General features: G+C 72.6%; 16 protein-coding genes. 4 read left to right on the forward strand and 12 right to left on the reverse strand.

The window, feature by feature from the left end:
• Positions 1-84 precede the first annotated feature (84 nt).
• From EWV39_RS02520 to EWV39_RS02530, 3 genes are all read right to left on the reverse strand, one after another.
• Complete coding sequence (locus tag EWV39_RS02520; protein WP_129656711.1) at positions 85-1,128, reverse strand: hemolysin family protein; 1,044 nt, start codon at positions 1,126-1,128, stop codon at positions 85-87.
• Positions 1,128-2,474, reverse strand: coding sequence for a hemolysin family protein (locus EWV39_RS02525; RefSeq protein ID WP_129657317.1), 1,347 nt, complete (start codon positions 2,472-2,474; stop codon positions 1,128-1,130). The genes EWV39_RS02520 and EWV39_RS02525 overlap by 1 nt, the downstream gene beginning before the upstream one ends.
• Positions 2,475-2,832: 358 nt before the next feature.
• Positions 2,833-4,665 (reverse strand): BCCT family transporter, encoded by a 1,833-nt coding sequence (locus EWV39_RS02530; protein ID WP_129656712.1) that lies wholly within the window; start codon positions 4,663-4,665, stop codon positions 2,833-2,835.
• 198 nt (positions 4,666-4,863) lie between these two features.
• Here EWV39_RS02530 and EWV39_RS02535 point away from each other — a divergent pair, with 198 nt between their 5' ends.
• Both EWV39_RS02535 and EWV39_RS02540 read left to right on the forward strand, forming a co-directional pair.
• Entirely contained in the window at positions 4,864-5,064 is a 201-nt protein-coding gene (locus tag EWV39_RS02535; RefSeq protein ID WP_129656713.1) for a hypothetical protein, read from the forward strand.
• Positions 5,065-5,153: 89 nt separating this feature from the next.
• Positions 5,154-6,626 (forward strand): MFS transporter, encoded by a 1,473-nt coding sequence (locus tag EWV39_RS02540; RefSeq protein WP_238147972.1) that lies wholly within the window; start codon positions 5,154-5,156, stop codon positions 6,624-6,626.
• A 2-nt stretch (positions 6,627-6,628) separates the two neighbouring features.
• Here the strand turns inward: EWV39_RS02540 and EWV39_RS02545 are convergent, their stop codons facing one another.
• The 4 genes from EWV39_RS02545 to EWV39_RS13760 all read right to left on the reverse strand — a co-directional run bounded on the left by EWV39_RS02545 (position 6,629) and on the right by EWV39_RS13760 (position 8,926).
• Positions 6,629-7,108, reverse strand: a complete 480-nt coding sequence (locus tag EWV39_RS02545) for an SRPBCC family protein (RefSeq protein WP_202864872.1) — start codon at positions 7,106-7,108, stop codon at positions 6,629-6,631.
• A complete protein-coding gene (locus EWV39_RS02550; protein WP_129656714.1) occupies positions 7,105-7,683 on the reverse strand; it encodes a dihydrofolate reductase family protein in 579 nt (192 codons plus the stop codon). Before EWV39_RS02550 ends, EWV39_RS02545 begins: the two co-directional genes overlap by 4 nt.
• 193 nt (positions 7,684-7,876) lie before the next feature.
• Complete coding sequence (locus tag EWV39_RS02555) at positions 7,877-8,431, reverse strand: dihydrofolate reductase family protein (RefSeq protein WP_129656715.1); 555 nt, start codon at positions 8,429-8,431, stop codon at positions 7,877-7,879.
• 102 nt (positions 8,432-8,533) lie between these two features.
• Entirely contained in the window at positions 8,534-8,926 is a 393-nt protein-coding gene (locus EWV39_RS13760) for an SdpI family protein (protein WP_165313093.1), read from the reverse strand.
• 372 nt (positions 8,927-9,298) lie between these two features.
• Between EWV39_RS13760 and EWV39_RS02565 the strand changes: the two genes are divergently transcribed.
• Positions 9,299-11,317, forward strand: a complete 2,019-nt coding sequence (locus EWV39_RS02565; RefSeq protein WP_165313095.1) for a GDSL-type esterase/lipase family protein — start codon at positions 9,299-9,301, stop codon at positions 11,315-11,317.
• Positions 11,318-11,414: 97 nt separating this feature from the next.
• Here the strand turns inward: EWV39_RS02565 and EWV39_RS02570 are convergent, their stop codons facing one another.
• Positions 11,415-13,556, reverse strand: coding sequence for an ABC transporter permease (locus EWV39_RS02570; RefSeq protein ID WP_202864873.1), 2,142 nt, complete (start codon positions 13,554-13,556; stop codon positions 11,415-11,417).
• A gap of 205 nt (positions 13,557-13,761) precedes the next feature.
• Between EWV39_RS02570 and EWV39_RS13765 the strand changes: the two genes are divergently transcribed.
• A complete protein-coding gene (locus tag EWV39_RS13765) occupies positions 13,762-14,427 on the forward strand; it encodes a TetR/AcrR family transcriptional regulator (protein ID WP_165313097.1) in 666 nt (221 codons plus the stop codon).
• Positions 14,428-14,485: 58 nt separating this feature from the next.
• Here the strand turns inward: EWV39_RS13765 and EWV39_RS02580 are convergent, their stop codons facing one another.
• The 4 genes from EWV39_RS02580 to EWV39_RS02595 all read right to left on the reverse strand — a co-directional run bounded on the left by EWV39_RS02580 (position 14,486) and on the right by EWV39_RS02595 (position 17,233).
• A complete protein-coding gene (locus EWV39_RS02580; protein WP_129656719.1) occupies positions 14,486-15,142 on the reverse strand; it encodes an ATP-binding cassette domain-containing protein in 657 nt (218 codons plus the stop codon).
• Positions 15,139-15,924, reverse strand: coding sequence for an ABC transporter permease (locus EWV39_RS02585; RefSeq protein WP_238148074.1), 786 nt, complete (start codon positions 15,922-15,924; stop codon positions 15,139-15,141). Before EWV39_RS02585 ends, EWV39_RS02580 begins: the two co-directional genes overlap by 4 nt.
• Positions 15,925-16,025: 101 nt before the next feature.
• Entirely contained in the window at positions 16,026-16,838 is an 813-nt protein-coding gene (gene modA / locus EWV39_RS02590; RefSeq protein ID WP_129656720.1) for a molybdate ABC transporter substrate-binding protein, read from the reverse strand.
• Positions 16,835-17,233 (reverse strand): TOBE domain-containing protein, encoded by a 399-nt coding sequence (locus EWV39_RS02595; protein WP_129656721.1) that lies wholly within the window; start codon positions 17,231-17,233, stop codon positions 16,835-16,837. Before EWV39_RS02595 ends, modA begins: the two co-directional genes overlap by 4 nt.
• Positions 17,234-17,424 lie beyond the last annotated feature (191 nt).

The following is a 17,424-nucleotide window of genomic DNA, read 5'->3' on the forward strand; positions in this document are numbered from 1 at the left end:
GGGCCGATCCTCCGGCCCCGGGCACGACGTCGTCGCGGCATGGGGGCGGGGCCGGCGCACCGGCCCCGCACGCCCCGCTCCCGCCTACACGGCCGCCGTCCGGGAGTCGTCCCGGATCTGGCCCACCAGCTCCTCGAGCATGTCCTCGAGCGTCACCATGCCCGCGATCTCCCCCGTCCCGGCGTCGCGGACCAGGGCCAGGTGGGCGCCCTCCCGCTGCATCAGGCGCAGGGCCGGCCCCACCGACTCGTCGAGGGCGAAGACCGGCAGCTCGCGGACCTTGCCGCGCTCCAGCGGAAGGTGCCGCTGCGGCCCGGGCATCGCGATGACGTCCTTGATGTGGACGTAGCCGGTCAGCTCCCCGGTCTCGGCCCGCAGCGGGTAGCGGGAGAAGCCCTCCACCGCGGCGTCCTCGACCTGGGCCGGGGTCGCCGTCTCCGGCAGGATCGTGACCCGGCCGATCGGGATGACCACCGAGCTGATGTCCCGGCTCTCGAAGGTCAGCGCGCCCAGCAGGAGCCGCTCGTCCCGGCGGTCCAGCAGACCGCCCTCGCGTGACTCCTCGACCAGCCCGGCGACCTCGTCCCGGGTGAAGGTGCTGGTCACCTCGTTCTTCGGCTGGACCCCGAACATCCGCAGGATGCCGTTGCCGGTCGCGTTCATCAGCCACAGCACCGGCTGCAGCACGCGCACGACGACGACCAGCACCGGCCCGAGGACCAAAGCCATCCGCTCCGGCCCGGCCAGGGCGATGTTCTTGGGCACCATCTCCCCCAGCACCACGTGCAGGTAGGTGACCACCGCCAGCGCGACCGCATAGGAGATCACGCTGATCATCGCGGCGGGCACGCCCCACGACTCCAGCGGCCCCTCGATCGCGTACTGGACCATGGGCTTGGTGACCCAGCCCAGCGCCAGGGAGCAGACGGTGATGCCCAGCTGCGCGCCGGCCATCATGAGCGAGACGTTCTCGATGGCCCACAAGGTCATCCGCGCCGGGCGCCCGCCTTCCAGGGCCTTGGGCTCGACGACGCTGCGCCGCGCGGCGATGAGCGAGAACTCGGCGCCGACGAAGAAGAAGTTGGCCACCAGAAGCACGACGGTGGCGATGATTCCGAACAGGTCCATCAGCGAGCGCCCTCCTCGATCGGGGCCGGGGAGGTAGAGGCGATCACCGAGGCGATGCGCGCCCCGTCCATCGCCTCGACCGTGAGGGTCAGCAGGGTGGCGGGCAGGCCGTTGCGCGGCTCGGTCTCCACGGAGACCGCGTCGCCCTCCTCCGCGATCCTGCCCAGGTGCAGGGTCAGGAACCCCGCGAGCGTCTCGTACTCGGGGCTCTCCGGCACGTGGCAGCCGAGGGCCTCGGTGGCCTCGTCGGGCCGCAGGGCGCCGTCGAGCCTCCAGCCCGCGGCGTCGAGCCTCTCGACGGCCGGGTCCTGCGGGTCGTGCTCGTCGACGACGTCGCCCACGATCTCCTCCACCAGGTCCTCCAGCGTGAGCATGCCGGCGACGTCGCCCGTCTCGTCGATCAGGACGGCCATCTGCAGGCCGCCCTCGCGCAGGGTGTCCATGAGGTCGTCCAGCTCGGCGGTGTCCGGCACCACGGTGGCGGCCTCCATGATCTCCTCGGCGCGCACCTCGGTGCGCTGCGAGTACGGCACCGCCAGGGCCCGGCGGATGTGGACCAGGCCGAGGACCCCGCGGCCCTCGTGGTCCATCACGGGGAAGCGCGAGTGCCCGGTCCGCGCCGCGAGGTCCAGGGCCTCGGCCACGGTGTCCCCGGGCTCGACGCCGACCATCCGCGAGCGCGGGGTCATCGCGTCGTGCCCGCGGCGGCTGCCGAAGGCCACCGAGCGCTGCAGCAGGTCCGCGACGTCCTCGGAGAGCACGCCCTGACGGGCGGAGTGGCGCACCAGCGTCACCAGCTCCTCGGGCGAGCGCGCCGAGGCGAGCTCCTCCTTGGGCTCGACGCCGAGCGCCCGCACGATCCGGTTGGCGGTGCCGTTGAAGAACGCCAGCAGCGGCATGGTCGCGAAGCTGAAGCCCCGCTGGAAGCCGGTGACGGCCCGCGCGGTGCCCATGGGCTTGGCGATGGCCAGGTTCTTGGGCACGAGCTCGCCGAAGATCATGGTGAGGAAGGTGGCCAGCGCCAGCGCGGTGACCACGGAGACGCTGCGCGCCGCCACGGCGGAGAGCCCCGCCGACTCGAGCGGCCCGGCGACCAGCGCCGCGATGGCGGGCTCGGCGAGGAATCCGATGCTGAGGTTGGTCAGGGTGATGCCGAGCTGGGCGCCGGAGAGCTGGGTCGAGAGGGTGTTCATCCCCTTCAGGACCCCCTGGGCCCTGCGGTCACCGGACTCGGCGGCGTCCTTGACGGCGTTGCGGTTGACCGTGATGAGCGAGAACTCGGCGGCGACGAACAGACCGCAGGCCGCGATGAGGACGGCGGCGATCAGGAGCGAGATCACTTCCAAGGTGTGCACCCCCTACCGCTGCGCTGATCTCTCGCGCTCTGGTTCGGCAGAGGGTACGTACTGTGCTCGGGACTGTCCCCGGGTATCTCCATCATTCCTTTCTTCGGCCGCGAGATTCCTACCGTTCGCGGCCGGTCCCCATATTGTGCGGGAGAGCGCAGAGCGGGGCAACAGGCGCCGGGGCCTGCTGGCGAGTTCACGGCGTTTTCCCAGCTTTCCGCCGTGCCTCGCCGGGCGCCCGCCTCCTCGGAGCGAGAGGACGCAGAGGAGCGCCGCGGTGCCTCCGCGACGCCCCTCTCCGCCGGCCCGACCGTCCGCAGGCGGCCCGCTCCGCGGGTCCTGCGGAGCGGGACCGTCCCTATTCCTTCCCGTCGACCGGTTCGGACACCTCCACCGTGGTCTCCGCGGACTCGGGCGGCCGGCCCGGCACCCGCACCGTGGGGATGGGACCCGTCGGGTGGGTCACCAGCCCGAACTCCCCGCCCTCGTGCTGCTCCACGCCCGCCGCCACGGACTGCTTCAGCATCTCCCGGACCACCTTGCCCTGCAGGATCAGCGGGTCCCGGCTGAGGTCCTTCCAGATCGCCACGCAGAGCACCAGCATCACGACCACGAAGGGCAGAGCCGAGACGATCGTGATGTTCTTCAGCCCGTTGAGGGCTGCCGCCGGCTCGTCTCCGCCGGCGAGCAGCATCACCGCCGCCACGAATCCGGTCGCGACGCCCCAGAAGATCACGGCCTTCTTAGTCGGCTCCTCGGCGCCGTGCTCGCTCAGCGCACCCATCACGATCGAGGCGGAGTCGGCTCCCGTGACGAAGAAGATGGCGATGAGGATGACGGTGACCACCATGAGGATCGTGACCACCCAGCCGGGGACGGGCAGGTGGTTGAGCATGTCGAACAGGATCAGGTCGAAGTTGATGTCCGGAGCGCCGTCCACGATGTCGGCCAGGGCGCTGCCCATGTCCCCCGAGCGCTCGGCCCGCTCCTGGATGCCGATCGCCCCGCCGCCGAAGATCGAGAACCACAGCAGCGTCACGCCCGAGGGGACGAGCAGCACGCCGGTGACGAACTGGCGGATCGTGCGGCCGCGGGAGATGCGGGCGATGAACAGGCCCACGAAGGGGGTCCAGGAGACCCACCAGGCCCAGTAGAAGACGGTCCAGGTGGACATCCACTCCGCCAGGGTCTCGTCGCCGGCCGCCGCCGTGCGGGAGGCCATCTGCGGCAGGTCGCCGATGAAGGAGCCGACCGCGTTGGGGATGACGTTGAGGATGAACAACGTCGGGCCGCCGACGAAGACGATGACGGCCAGGATCACGGCGAGGACCATGTTGATGTTGGACAGCCACTGGATGCCGCGCTCGATGCCGGAGACCGCCGAGGCGACGAACAGGGCCGTCAGGATCGCGATGACGACCACCAGCAGACCGGAGCTGACCTGCCCCGTGATGCCGGTGGACTGCAGGCCGCCGCCGATCTGGAGGGCGCCCAGGCCCAGGGAGCACGCGGAGCCGAACAGCGTCGCGAGGATCGCGAGGATGTTGATGACGCGCCCGCCCCAGCCGTTGACGAGGCGCTCGCCGAAGAGGGAGGTGAACATCGAGGAGAACAGCTGCGAGCGACCCAGCCGGTAGGTGCTGTAGGCCATGCCCAGGCCCACGATCGCGTACATGGCCCACGGGTAGAGGGTCCAGTGGAACAGCGTCGTGCCCATCGCCGTGCTCACGGCGGCGTCCGACTGCCCGTCCACGGTGCCGGGCGGAGGGGACATGTAGAAGAACAGCGGCTCGCCGACGCCGTAGAACACCAGGCCGATGCCCATGCCGGTCGCGAACATCATCGAGATCCACGACGGCGTGCTGAACTGGGGCCCCTCCCCGTCCTGACCCAGCGGGATGCGGCCGAAGCGGCTCACGGCCACCGTGAGGGCGAAGATCGCGAAGACCGTCGCGGCGATGATGAACAGCCAGCCGGTGTTGGTGATGACCCAGCTGAGCGCGCTGTCCGCCACGCCGCCCAGCCCCGTGGGCGATACGAAGCCCCACACGATGAAGGCGACGGCGATGGTTCCGGCCAGCCCGAAGACCCAGTAGTCGGTGCCGTTGCGCCGGTGCGGGGAGGGGCGGTGGTTGAGGGAGGTTCTCAGCTCCCCCACCAGCTCGTGCATTGATTTGTCGCGATTGCTCATCGAGTACGTCCTGCTCCATGTCGAGGGACACGTCCGGGGCAGCCCCGTCATCTGGCGGGCACCGGTGTGAGTGATGAGCTCATCTTAGTCGTCAGAGTGGCACAGATCACAAGGCTTTTTTCATCCCGCCCTGGGCTCCCTGGCAGGCCGGGGGTGGGCTAGGGTGGAGCCCACCGCACCCGACCCCCGGAGACCGCCGTGCCCTTCAAGGATCGATCCTCCGTACTCCTGGTCCTGCTGTGCGTCTTCGTCGCGACCTTCGGGGCCCAGGTCCTGCTGAACCATTACGACCCCGGGGTGAGTCCTTGGGTGATCGCGGGGGTCGCCGTGGCCTCCGTACCGGTCTCCATCGCACTGGTCGCGTGGAAGCGGCGGCGCGACCGCGATCCCGGGAAGTGAGGACGATCACAGCACCGCCGGACGCCTTAAGGTACTTTTGACACGAACTCACGGGGAGATCCGCTCCCCGCCGTGCGAAAGGTCCTCCCGTGCCCCAGACGACGCGCCACGAACGCCTGGACGAGCTGCCCGTCACCCGCAAGCACCTCCGTCTCCTCACCGGCTCTGGCGTGGGCTGGGCCCTGGATGCCATGGACGTGGGGCTGATCTCCTTCATCATGGCCGCGCTCACCGCACACTGGGGGCTCACCGCCACGGAGGCCTCCTGGCTGGGCTCCATCGGCTTCATCGGCATGGCCCTGGGTGCCACCCTGGGCGGCCTGCTGGCCGACCGGATCGGTCGCCGCCAGGTCTTCGCGCTCACGCTGCTGATCTACGGACTGGCCACCGGCGCCTCCGCCCTCGCGACCGGCCTGGCCGTGCTGATGGCGCTGCGCTTCGTCGTCGGGCTGGGTCTGGGCGCCGAGCTGCCGGTCGCCTCGACGCTGATCTCCGAGTTCTCCCCGCGGCGCATCCGCGGGCGCATGGTCGTCTTCCTCGAGGCGTTCTGGGCCGTGGGCTGGGTCGCCGCCGCGGCGATCGGCGCCTTCGTGGTCTCCGCCTCGGACGAGGGGTGGCGGTGGGCGCTGGCCCTGGGCTGCATCCCGGCGGCCTACGCCCTGGTGATCCGCCTGGGCCTGCCCGAGTCGGTGCGCTACCTGGAGTCGAAGGGGCGGCACGCCGAGGCGGAGCGGGTGGTGCGCTCCTTCGAGGAGGCCGCGGCCGAGGAGGGGCGGGAGGCTGAGGACGGAGACGTCCGGCGCTCTCCCGGCGCTTCCGGGACTGCGACGGCGGGCGCCGCGGCGCAGTCGGACGCCCGGGCATCGGCCGATACGACGGCGAGAGCGGCGGCGTCGGATTCCGGGCGCGCGGCCCCCGGGCCGGAGACCGCGGCGTCGTCCGCCAAGCCCTCCATCTGGTCGGATCCGCTGCGCCGCCGGACCATCGCGCTGTGGACCATCTGGTTCTGCATCAACCTCTCCTACTACGGCGCCTTCATCTGGATCCCCTCGCTGCTCCACGCGCAGGGCTTCACCCTGGTCAAGTCGTTCACGTTCACCCTGATCATCACCCTGGCCCAGCTGCCCGGCTACGCGGTCTCCGCGTACCTCATCGAGCGGTGGGGCCGCCGCCCGACCCTGGCGCTCTTCCTCATCGGCTCGGCCGCGGCCGCGGGGCTGTACGGCCTGGCCTCGGTGGAGTGGGCGATCATCGCCGCCGGCTGCACGCTCTCCTTCTTCAACCTCGGGGCGTGGGGCGCGCTCTACGCGATCGGGCCCGAGCTGTACCCCACCAGCGTGCGCGGGACCGGGACGGGGGCCGCCGCGGGGTTCGGGCGGATCGCGTCCATCATCGCGCCGCTGATGGTCCCGCCCGTGCTCGGCGTCGGCGGGCCCGTGCTGCTCTTCTCGATCTTCGCCCTGGCCTTCGCCGTGGCCGCGGTGGCCGCCTTCACCCTGCCGGAGCTGCGCGGCAAGCCGCTGAGCAGCGCGCCGCCGCTGGTGGGGGCCGGGGCGGGCTGAACTCACCCCCTCACGGCGCGGGCCAGGGCCTCCAGGGACTCGTCGAACAGCACGGGGTCGAACGGGGGCATCCGGCCGCCGAACTCCTCGCGCGTCCGCCGGGGCACCCGGCTCCAGTCGTAGGTGAGCGCCACCGCGGTGCCGCCCTCGACCGGGGTGAGCTCGTAGCGCCAGAGCCAGCCGCCCAGCTCGAGCCGGCCGTCGTCGTCGAGCTGGCCCGGCTGCCAGGCGATCAGCCGGCCCTCCTCGAACTCGGCGACGCGGTTGTGCATCACGTAGGGGCCGCCGGCCTGCTCCAGGTACATGTTCATGCCGAAGACCTGCCCCACCTCGGCGAGCGGGGCCGGGTCGATGGCCTCGCGCACCCAGTGGCCGGGCTCGGTCTCCGGGTGCCGCTCCGGGTCCCGGAGGATCTCGAAGATCGCGGCCGGCGGCACGGGGATGAAGCGGGTGGTGCGGATGAACTCGTCGGATCCGGTCACGACGGCGCTCCTTCGGCGACGAGGGTGCGGTAGCGCACCGCCACCGCGCCGCCGGCGAACCGCCGGTGGTCGATCAGCTCGAGGTCCAGCCGGAGGTCCGCGGGGTAGACCGCGAGGCCGTCCCCGATGACGATCGGGAACAGCACCTGGTGCACCTCGTCCACGATCCCGGCGCGCAGGGCGTGGGCGGCCAGCGTCGGGCCGTCGATCGTCACGTCGCCCTCGGCGCGGTCGGCGATCTCGCGGACCCGCGCGGGGTCGAAGCTGCGCTCCAGCGTCGTGCGGCGGGTGAGCGGCCGCTCGAGGGTCGTGGAGAAGACCACCTTGTCCGCGTCCTGCCAGATCTGCGCGAACTCGGCCGCCGCTCCCGAGGAGTCCGCGATGTCGGGATCGGTCTCCCACGGGATCATCAGCTCGTACATGCGGCGGCCGTAGAGATGGGTGGAGACCCGGTGGAGCTCGGCGTTGGCGTAGCGGTGGACCTCCTCGTCCGGCATCGCCCAGTCGAAGTTCCCCTGCCGGTCGGAGATGAAACCGTCCAGCGAGGAGATGACGGAGTAGATCAGACGGCCCATGACGCGTCCCTTCCCGTGGAGGAGGCCGCACGCGGCGTCGGCCTCGGGCGGCGGATCGTGGCCCAGGCGGCGGCGCCCGGCCGGCGGGCGGCACCCGACAGGGCGGCGGCCCGTCGGCGGGCGCCGCCCGGACGGCAAGGGGCGGCCCGCCCAGAAGCGGCTTCCGGACGCGGGGCCCCGAGACGACGCGCGCTCACGGCCGGGGCTCCGGTTCGTAGGCGGCGTAGGTGACGCCGCCGAGGAACGACGTCGCCCGCAGCAGTCCCAGCGGCGGCACCTCGTACCCCTCGGGGAAGAACCCCCGCCCGCTCCCCTGCCAGGCGGGATAGGTGAAGATCCGGTACTCATCCGCCAGGTCGGCCTCGATGATCGCGTGGGCGAGCCGGATGCTGCCGGTCACGACGACGTCGCCGCCCGGCCGCTCCCGCAGCTCGCGGACCGCCCGCAGCGGATCGCCCGCGACGATGCTCGAGTTCTCCCACTCGGGATCCGTCAGCGTGCCGGATACGACCCGCTTGTCCACCCGGTCGAGGTGCCGGGCGACGCCGGTCGGATCCTCCGTCTGGTGCGGCCAGTAACCCCGGAAGTCGCAGAAGGTCCGGCGACCGAGCAGGAGGACCTCCTCCTCGGCGCTCTGCTCACGGATCTCCTCGGCGAGGTCCTGATCCTGGGACGAGGGGTCGAACCAGCCGGTGAGCATTTCGATCCGCCCGTCGAGGGTCATGTTCTGGGTGATGACGATGCGCATGGGTGGGCCTCCTCGGTCCGGCGGCGCGACGCGGGAGGCGGGACCCGGGAGGTCCAGTGACCTACGTCACTTTTGCATCACCTTCACTGTACCCGCTCGCTTTCAGGCCGTGTCAAGGGCTTCCCGCTGGGCCCGCCGGGCGGCCTTGTTGGCGGCCCGGCCGATGAAGATCATGCACACGATCAGGAGCCCGTAGGAGACCATCAGGACCACGAAGACCGGCAGGTCCCCGACCTCGCTGGTGGTGGGCAGCAGGATCGCTGTGGTCATCACCAGCGCGGCGCAGATCAGGGCGATCCACACCGCGAGCTTCATGCGCCTCGCGGCGGCCCGATGGCCCGCGCGCCACGCGGCCTCGGAGGCTCTGGTCGCCCGGGTCCGGATGCCGAAGGTCCCGTTGGGCGGCAGCGTCCCGTGCCGTGACATCCCCGCCAGCAGGCCGAGGACGAGGGCGATGATCAGCAGCCCGGCGACCCCTGCGACGGCGGTCAGCATGCGCGGCCCCGCGCCTCGCGGCACGCCAAGCGGGCGGCTCGTCCGGTCTCGGGGCGGGGGAAGGCGGTGGGGTCCATACCCACACCCTACGGCGAGCAGGAGCGCCTTGACGAGGCGGCGGTGCCTCACCCCCTCCGTCCTCGCGCGGACGCCGTCGGGGGCTTGCGCCCGGCTCCGACGGGCCCTGATGTCCTCGGCCCAGGAGGCCTCTCCGGCGAACCCGCGCCGGAGAGGCCCACGGAGCGCGAGGAGATGGCAGGATTCGATGCAGGAGGGCGGCCCGGCTGGCAGGCGCCGCCCGCGCAGCCGCCCCGACCCGGCACCGACCCCGCCTCCCCTCGTGCCGCCGCAGACAACCCGAGAGGCCCCTCCGTGATCCGCCGCCATCCGATAGCCCGCTCCAGGCCCTTCCTGATCGCCGTCGTCCTCGCCCTCGCGTGCCTGGTGGTCCTCGGCGCCTGGGCACTGGTGACCCGCGAGGAGATCGTCGTCCGGGGCGAGATCGCGGAGTACTATGCGGACGGGTCCCATCGCGAGGCCCTGGGCGAGCCCGCGGCCAACGAGAGATGCGGGCTCGCCGAGGGCGGATGCCTGCAGGAGTTCGAGCGCGGGACCGTCTACTGGGCGCCCGGGCGCACCGCGACCCACGTGGCGGACGGCCGCATCCTCGAGCACTACACCGATGCCGGCGGCCCCGAGGGCCTCTACGGGCACCCCGTGGGACAGGTGATGAGCGAGGACCCCCAGGGCGGCTTCGAGTACCTCAGGACCTACAACCCCGCCTCGAAGACGTGGTACTGGCTGGTCTCCGCCGGAGAGGACGACGTCGTGCCCGTCGACGCCTCGGGCGCCGTCGGCAGGCACTGGGAGGAGCACCGCGAGGAGCTGGGCGCGCCCGAGCCGGGGACGGCCGGTGAGCGCTGCGCCGACGACGGCGTCTGCCGCCAGGACTTCCGCGGCGGAACCCTGGTCTGGAGCTCCCGGACCGGGGTCCACGCGGTCACGGGGGCCTTCAGGGACCGGTACGAGGACTCGATGGGGGCGCCCAGGGGCGAGGAGTATGTCGGCCCGGAGGGAGCGACCGTCCAGGAGTTCTCCGACCCCGCCGACGGCGCCATCGAGGTGATGACGCGGACGGAGGATGACGACGTCGCCCACCACACCGTCCGCGGCGCCCTCGCGGACCTCTACGCCGCGGCGGGCGGGGCGCGGGGCGAGCTGGGCCCTCCCCTCGGCGGGGAGGAGACGGATCTCCGGGACGGCGGCGTCCGCCAGCGCTTCGCCGGCGGCACCGCGTACTGGAGCCCGGACAGCGGGGCGGCGGCCGTCACCGACCGCACCGCCGCCCTCGCATGGCAGGCCCAGGGCGCGGAGGAGGGGCCCTGGGGCTACCCCGTCTCCGGGACGAGGGAGCTCGGGAAGGGGCGGGCCCAGGACTTCGAGGGAGGGACCGCCGAGGTCTCCGACGACGGGTTCTCCCGCTTCACGCCCGGCGCGGCCCCCGCGGGGGCACCTGAGGAGCTGATGGAGGGGGCGGCCCGTCAGCACGACCTCGGGCCGGCCCGAGGCGGCGCCGTGGGGCTGGAGGGTGGGGGACGGTACCAGCGGCACGAGGACGGCGTCGTGGTCCTGACCTCCTCCGGCGAGATCGTGGCGATGGACGAGAGCGTGTTCCGGACGTGGCGGGAGAGGCCGGACGCGACCGGCGCGCCTCGCATGTCCGCGGACCGGGACGGCCGCCTGATCACCCGCTTCTCCGAGGGCGACCTCGCCCGGGTCCCGGAGCGGGGAGACGCCGTGCTGCGCGTGAGCTCCGGATTGGGTGCGGGGGACGCCCTGGTGATCGGAGACTCTCAGCTGGGCGAGGGGGACCACGGCGCGAGCTGGGTCGCCCAGGCCATCCGCCGCAACGGGTACGCGCCCCACTACGAGGCCCGGCCGGGCATCGGCGTCGCGGCGGACGCCTCCCGCGACCGTTTCGGCTCCTACTACCAGGGCGTCGTCGAGGGCCAGTGGATCCTGCCCGGCGGGGACCCGGGCATCGTCTACGTCCAGGGTTCCGGCAACGACAGCTACGGGACCTCGCCGGCCGAGGTCAGGGACAAGATGACCCGGACCGTGCAGCGGCTCAGGACGATCTACCCCGAATCGCGGATCGTCATGACCGGCCTGATCTCCAAGCACGGCGCCGCGAGCCGCGACCGGGTCAGCGACGTCCTGGAGCAGGTCGCCCGCGAGCAGGGGACGCTCTTCGTCCCGCTGAAGGGGAAGGTCACCGAGTGGGGCGCGGCGCCGTACCTGCGGGACGGGCTGCACTTCCGGGCCCCGGAGGGGCACGACTACATGGCGGAGAGGTACGCGCCGTACCTCAAGCGGCTCCTGGAGGGCTGAGGCGCCCGTCCGCCGGGCGGGCCGCCGGTCCGGGAGAGGGAGGAGCCGGCGGTCCGGGGTAGAGGGAGGAGCCGGCGTCGCTCCCCTCTCCCGGCAGCTAGGCCCGGTGCTTGCCGTAGAGCGCCACCGTGGCCCGCTCCGTCTCGGTGCGCACCGGCTTGAAGCGGTCGATGACCACCACGAGCACGAGCGAGAGCGCGCCCCACGCCGCGAAGGTCAGGATGGAGACCCCCAGCGTGTCCGAGCCGAAGTAGAGGATGGACCGCACCGCCTCGACCCCGGCGGACATGGGCAGCACGCCGTTCAGCCCCCGGAAGAGGATCGGCTCCATGTAGATCGAGAGCGCGCCCCCGGAGGAGGGGATGCCGAGGAACATCAGCACCCCCACCACCGGCAGGATCGCCAGCAGCCCCAGGAGCCGCTCCAGCACCGTCGCGAACATCGCCACGCAGAAGATCGCGATGGCGCCCGTGCCGAACAGCTGCCAGCCGTGGCCCTCCACCGAGCCCGTGAACGGACCCGCGATCAGCAGGATCACGGCCGACATGAACAGGGAGTAGCCGGCCACGATCGGCAGCAGCTTGGGCAGCGGCCGGCTCGCCGGCGCCGCGTTCGCCCCGACCACGATGATCATGAACCCCGCCATAAGCCAGCCCATGGCCACGTACATGCTCACCGTGCCCATGCTGTCGCGCTCGGGCAGGGGCGCGACGTCGTCCTCCGCCACCTGCATCTGCTGGGCCTGCGCGACCTGCGTGAAGACGCTGCTGACCGTCTGGGCCGTGCTGCTTCCGGCCGCCTGGTTGGTGATGACCGTCGCCTCCGGCTGCTCGGCGCTGGGCAGGACGAAGGCGCCGGTGATCTCCCGGTCCTCCACCTGCGCCCGCGCCTCGTGGAGCGTGTCGACGACGCTGAGGTCGAACATGTCCGGCATGCTCTGCTCGAAGGCGTCGGCGGTCTGCCGCGCCTGCTCGGTCGTGGAGCCGACGACGGCCACCGGCATGTCCCGCGGGGTCGGCTCGTGCATGGCGCCGAGCATCGCGGAGATCATCATGGCGACCATGGTCAGGGGGAAGAAGAGCAGGGTCGCGTAGCGCCAGAAGCGGGACTTGGGGCGGGGCCCGCCGTGCAGCGAGGGCATGTTGAGGACCACGGTCCGGGGCCGCGCCCCCTTGCGCTGCTTCAGCGCGTCCACCAGGAACGTCAGGGCCAGGCCGGCCACGGCGCCGATCGCCAGGACCAGCAGGTGGCGGCCCGCGCCGTCGCCGCCGAAGTACAGGACCGAGCGCAGGGCCTCGCCGATGGCCGGCGTCGGGAGGAAGGAGTGGAGCACCGTGTAGAACGGCGGGGCCGTGTAGATGGAGATGCTCATGTTCGAGGAGGGGACGCCGAGCACCATCAGCAGGAACATCGCGGCCAGCACCGCCATGGGGCCGAAGATCCTGGTGAAGAACATCTGCACGGCGCCGATCGCGAAGACGCCGAGCCAGGCGATGCCCAGCACCGGCCAGGCCTCGCCGGAGCCCACGACGCCGAGGACGGGGCCGGTGACCAGCCAGACCAGGCCCGCGATGAGCGCGGACCACCCGGCCAACAGCGGGATGGAGCGGCTCTTGCGCAGCAGCAGCTGCGGGGCGTTGGAGAGCGTGATGCTCAGCGGCAGGTAGCCGGCCATCACCAGGGCGGTGGCCATGAACATGGCGCCCAGGCCGGCCGGGTCGCTGTCCGGCAGCGGGGCGAGGTCCTCGCTGTCGAGGGCGAGGCCCTGGCCGGCCGCCGCGGGGGCCACGAGCTGGCTCACGACGCCGGCCTGCGAGGCTCCCGCGGAGCTCGCGGTGTAGAGCGTGGCGCTCCCGTCCCCGTCGCCGAGGACCACGGCTCCGGGGACCTCGCGGTCCAGGACCTGCTGGCGGGCGTCCTCGGCGTCGTCGACCACCTCGGCGTCCACCGCGTCCGGGTCGGGGTCCTCGAGGGACTGCCCGAAGTCCTCGGCGCCCTGCCCGGCCACGGCGATCGGCATGTGGTGCGGGGTGGGCGAGTGCATCGCGTACAGGTAGCCCCAGATCATCATGCCGATCATCAGCAGCGGCATGGCGAACATCGCCACGTACCGGCCGATCGTCTCGGCGCGGGCGCGCTTGGCGGCCTGGGCCGCCGCCTCGGCCGCGGCGTCGTCGTCGGGGGTCGTCTCGACGTCGGCGCCGGCGGGCCGCGTCTGGCTCGAAGTGGTGTGGGTCAAGGGTGGAGCTCCTGCCGCCGTCGCGTTCTCATGCCGCCGCGCGGCGGGTCCCGAGGGCCCGCGCACGGCGCAACGCGACGAGTTTACGCCAAGTGTCTTATTTTTGGCGACCGGCCCGGCGTCGCGGCCCTCCCGGGCGGTATCGTCGGGGTGGGGCCGCGCCGTCGGGCGCGCCCCGGTCACTTCGGAATGGACGGGAGAGAACATGGGGCGGCACAGCGATCGGGCGCGCGAGACCCTGCTGAACTCCGCGGAGGAGCTCTTCGCCCTGCACGGGATCGACGCCGTCTCCAACCGCGCGATCGCCGAGCGCGCCGGGACGGCGAACCACTCGGCCGTCACCTACCACTTCGGCGGGCGCGAAGGCCTCATGCGGGCGCTGCTCTCCCGCGGGCGGGCCGAGATGGCGGCGCGCCGCGCCGAGCTGCTGGACGCGGGCTCCGCTCCGCCCACGCTGCGGGAGATCGTCACCGGCCACATCCTGCCGTGGACCGAGCACCTGGCCTCGCTGCCGGTGCCGAGCTGGCGCGCGCGCTTCCTCTACCAGGTCGCCTCCGTCCCCTCCGGCGCCGAGGCCCTGCGGGAGAGCGCGGCGCAGTCCATGCGCCTCGAGGAGATCCTCCCCGGAGACCTGCCGGAGCTGCGGGAGGTCTCCCCGAACGTGCTGAGCAGTCGCGCCCGCATCCTGGGCGGCATGGTCATGGGCATCTGCGCCAGCTACGAGGGGCAGCTGGAGCAGGGCGAGGCCCGGGGCACCTGGCTCTCCGTGGGCTACTTCCTCGTCGACGCCGCCGTCGGGCTGCTGGCCGCACCCGTCACCCACCCCACGGAGTTCGTCACGCGGGGCTCGCCGCCGGCCTTCCCGCTCTGAGACCGGGAGAGTACGACGCCGCGGGCTCGGCCGGCCCAAAGCGGAGGGCAGGAGGGGCCTAGGCGGAGGGCAGGCGCGCCCTCTGCTCGCCCAGCCGCAGGACGTCCTGGGCCAGCTCCTCGACGTCCTGCGGGTCGTGGCTGACCATCACCGCGGTCCGCCCCTCGAGGATCCGGGCCAGCAGGGCGCGCAGCTCAGCCTTGCCCTCGGCGTCCACGGGGGCCAGCGGCTCGTCCAGCAGGAGGACCTCCGGCTCCGCCGCGAGCGCGCGCGCCAGGGCCACCCGCTGGGCCTGACCGCCGGAGAGCGCGTCGGGGCGCCGGTCCGCGAAGCGGGTCGCGGCGAGGTCCTCGAGCCACCGCCCGGCCCTCTCCCGCGCGGCGCGCCGCCCCAGCCCCCGCGCCCGCGGGGCGAAGGCCACGTTCTCCAGCACCGTCAGGTGGGGGAACAGCAGGGGGCGCTGGGCCATCAGCGTCACGCCCCGGCGGTGCGGGGGCACCCAGGGGCCGCGGCCGGCGCCGTCGAGGTCGAAGAGCACGTGCTCCCCCACCGCGGCCCGGCCGGAGGCGGGGATCAGCAGCCCGGCCAGCACGCCCAGCACGGTGGACTTGCCGGCGCCGTTGGCGCCGGTGATGCCGAGGGTGCGGCCCCGGCCGAGCTCGAAGGAGGCCTCGACCCCGCGCTCGGGGACGCTGGCGCGGAAGGAGAGACTCATCGCGATCCCCTGGCCGAGGCGCGGACCCTCGGTGCCGAGAGCCCCACGACGGCGATCGCCACCGCCACCAGCACCAGGGAAAGGGCCACCGCGGCGTCGGGATCCGTCTCGCGCTGCAGGTAGATCTCCAGCGGCAGCGTGCGGGTGACCCCCTGCAGCGAGCCCGCGAAGGTCAGGGTCGCGCCGAACTCCCCCAGGCTCCGGGCGAAGGCCAGCACGGCGCCGGAGGCCAGCCCGGGCAGCACCAGCGGCACCGTGATGCGGCGCAGCACGGTCCCGGGGCCCGCCCCCAGCGTGGCCGCGAGTCCCTCGTACTGGGTGCCGGCGCTGCGCAGCGCGCCCTCCAGACCGACCACGAGGAAGGGCAGGGAGACAAAGGTCTGGGCGATCACGACCGCGGTGGTGGTGAAGGCGATCGAGACGCCCATCGCCTCGAGGTGCCGCCCCAGCAGGCCCGCCCGCCCGTAGACGTGCAGCAGCGCGATGCCGCCCACCACCGGCGGGAGGACGAGGGGGAGCAGGATCAGGGAGCGCAGGAGCCGCTGCCCCGGGAAGCTCGAGCGAGCCAGCACCAGGGCCAGGGGGACGCCCAGCAGGACGCACAGCACCGTGCTGGCGGCCGCCGTGCGCAGGCTCAGCCACAGGGCGGCGAGAGAGGACTCGGAGGTGATCAGCTCCCAGAAGCTGCCCGGCTCGACCCGCAGGACCATGCCCAACACGGGCAGGATGACGAACAGGGCTCCGACGGCGGCCGGGGCGGCGACCCACCACGGCAGCGCCAGGTAGGACCGGGGCCTGCGACGCCCCCGCCGGGAGGGCCTGGCCGGCGCCGAGGGGACGACGTCGTCCGCCGGATCCCGGGGTTCCGCTGAGGATGCGCTCGTCACGGGGACCCGAAGCCCTCCTCCGCCAGCCGCTCCTGACCGCGCGGACCCTGGACGAAGTCGATGAACTCGCCGGCCAGCTCCGCGTCCTCCGAGGACTTGAGGGAGGCGATCGGGTACCGGTTGATCGCCTCGCCCGCCTGGGCGATCCCGACCTCCTCCACCGCGTCGCCGGCGGCGGTGACGTCGGTCTTGTAGACCACGCCCGCGTCGGCCTGGCCGGAGGTCACCTTGCCCATCACGTCGGTCACCGCGCTCTCCTCGCTGACCGGGGTCAGGGCGACGCCGGTGGCCTCCTCGACCCTCTCCGTGGCGGCGCCGCAGGGGACGCGGCGCTCGCACACCACGGTGTCGACGTCCTCGCGCGCCAGGTCGTCGAAGGAGGAGATCCCCGCGGGGTTGCCCGCCGGGACCGCGATGGTCAGCTCGTTGGTGGCGAAGGTGCTGGGGTCCCCGTCGAGGAGGTCGGCCTCGGCGGCCTGGTCCATGTTGGCCTCGTCGGCCGAGGCGAACACGTCGGCGGGGGCGCCGTCCTCGAGCTGGGTGACCAGCGTCGAGGAGCCACCGAAGCTGAGCTCGACGTCGACCCCCTCGTGGTCCGCCTCGAACTCCTCGGCCAGGTCCTCGAAGGAATCCGTGAGGGAGGCCGCGGCGAAAACGGTGAGGGTGCGGTGCTCGGCCTCGGAGGAGGCGGCGCCGGCCCCGGAGCCGCAGCCGGTCGCCGCGAAGGCCAGCAGCCCCGCGCCGGTCAGCGCGGCGACCGTGCCGCGCGTGGACCTGCCGAAGCCTCGATTCCTGCTGAAGATGCTCATGCCTCCGGCACCTCCACCATGACGTTCGTGGACTTGATGACGGCGGTGGCCACCGCTCCCGGCTCCAGGCCCAGGTCCCGCACGGCCTCCGTGCTCATCAGGGACACCACCCGATGCGGTCCGCACTGCAGCTCGACCTGCGACATCACCTGATCCGAGGTCACGGCGGTCACCAGGCCCACGAAGCGGTTGCGCGCGGAGCTGGAGACGTGCGTGGGGTCGGCGGGAGGCACGGACTGGTCCTTGACCAGCCGGGCCAGTTCGAGGCCGTCCACGGTGGTGTGGCCGGAGGGGGTCTTGGAGCCGGTCAGCCTGCCCGAGACGATCCAGCGACGCACGGTGTCGTCGCTGACGCCCAGGAAGTGCGCCGCGTCTGCCACGGAGAGAGTAGCCATGGTCACATGGTATCCGCAGATACGGGTGATTCTCAGCTTATTAAGCTCATATACGGAACGTGGTGCGGTAATGGGGTGCATTCACTCGCCCCCGAGACCCCCGCCTTCTCCGGGAGGCGCCGGCGGGAGCGAATCGGATCGACGCATGAGACCGAGGGCCCACCCTCCCGACGGCGGACACTCGACGCACG

It is taken from the genome of Rothia halotolerans (assembly GCF_004136635.1).
In the GTDB taxonomy this organism is placed as follows: Bacteria; Actinomycetota; Actinomycetes; order Actinomycetales; family Micrococcaceae; genus Rothia; species Rothia halotolerans.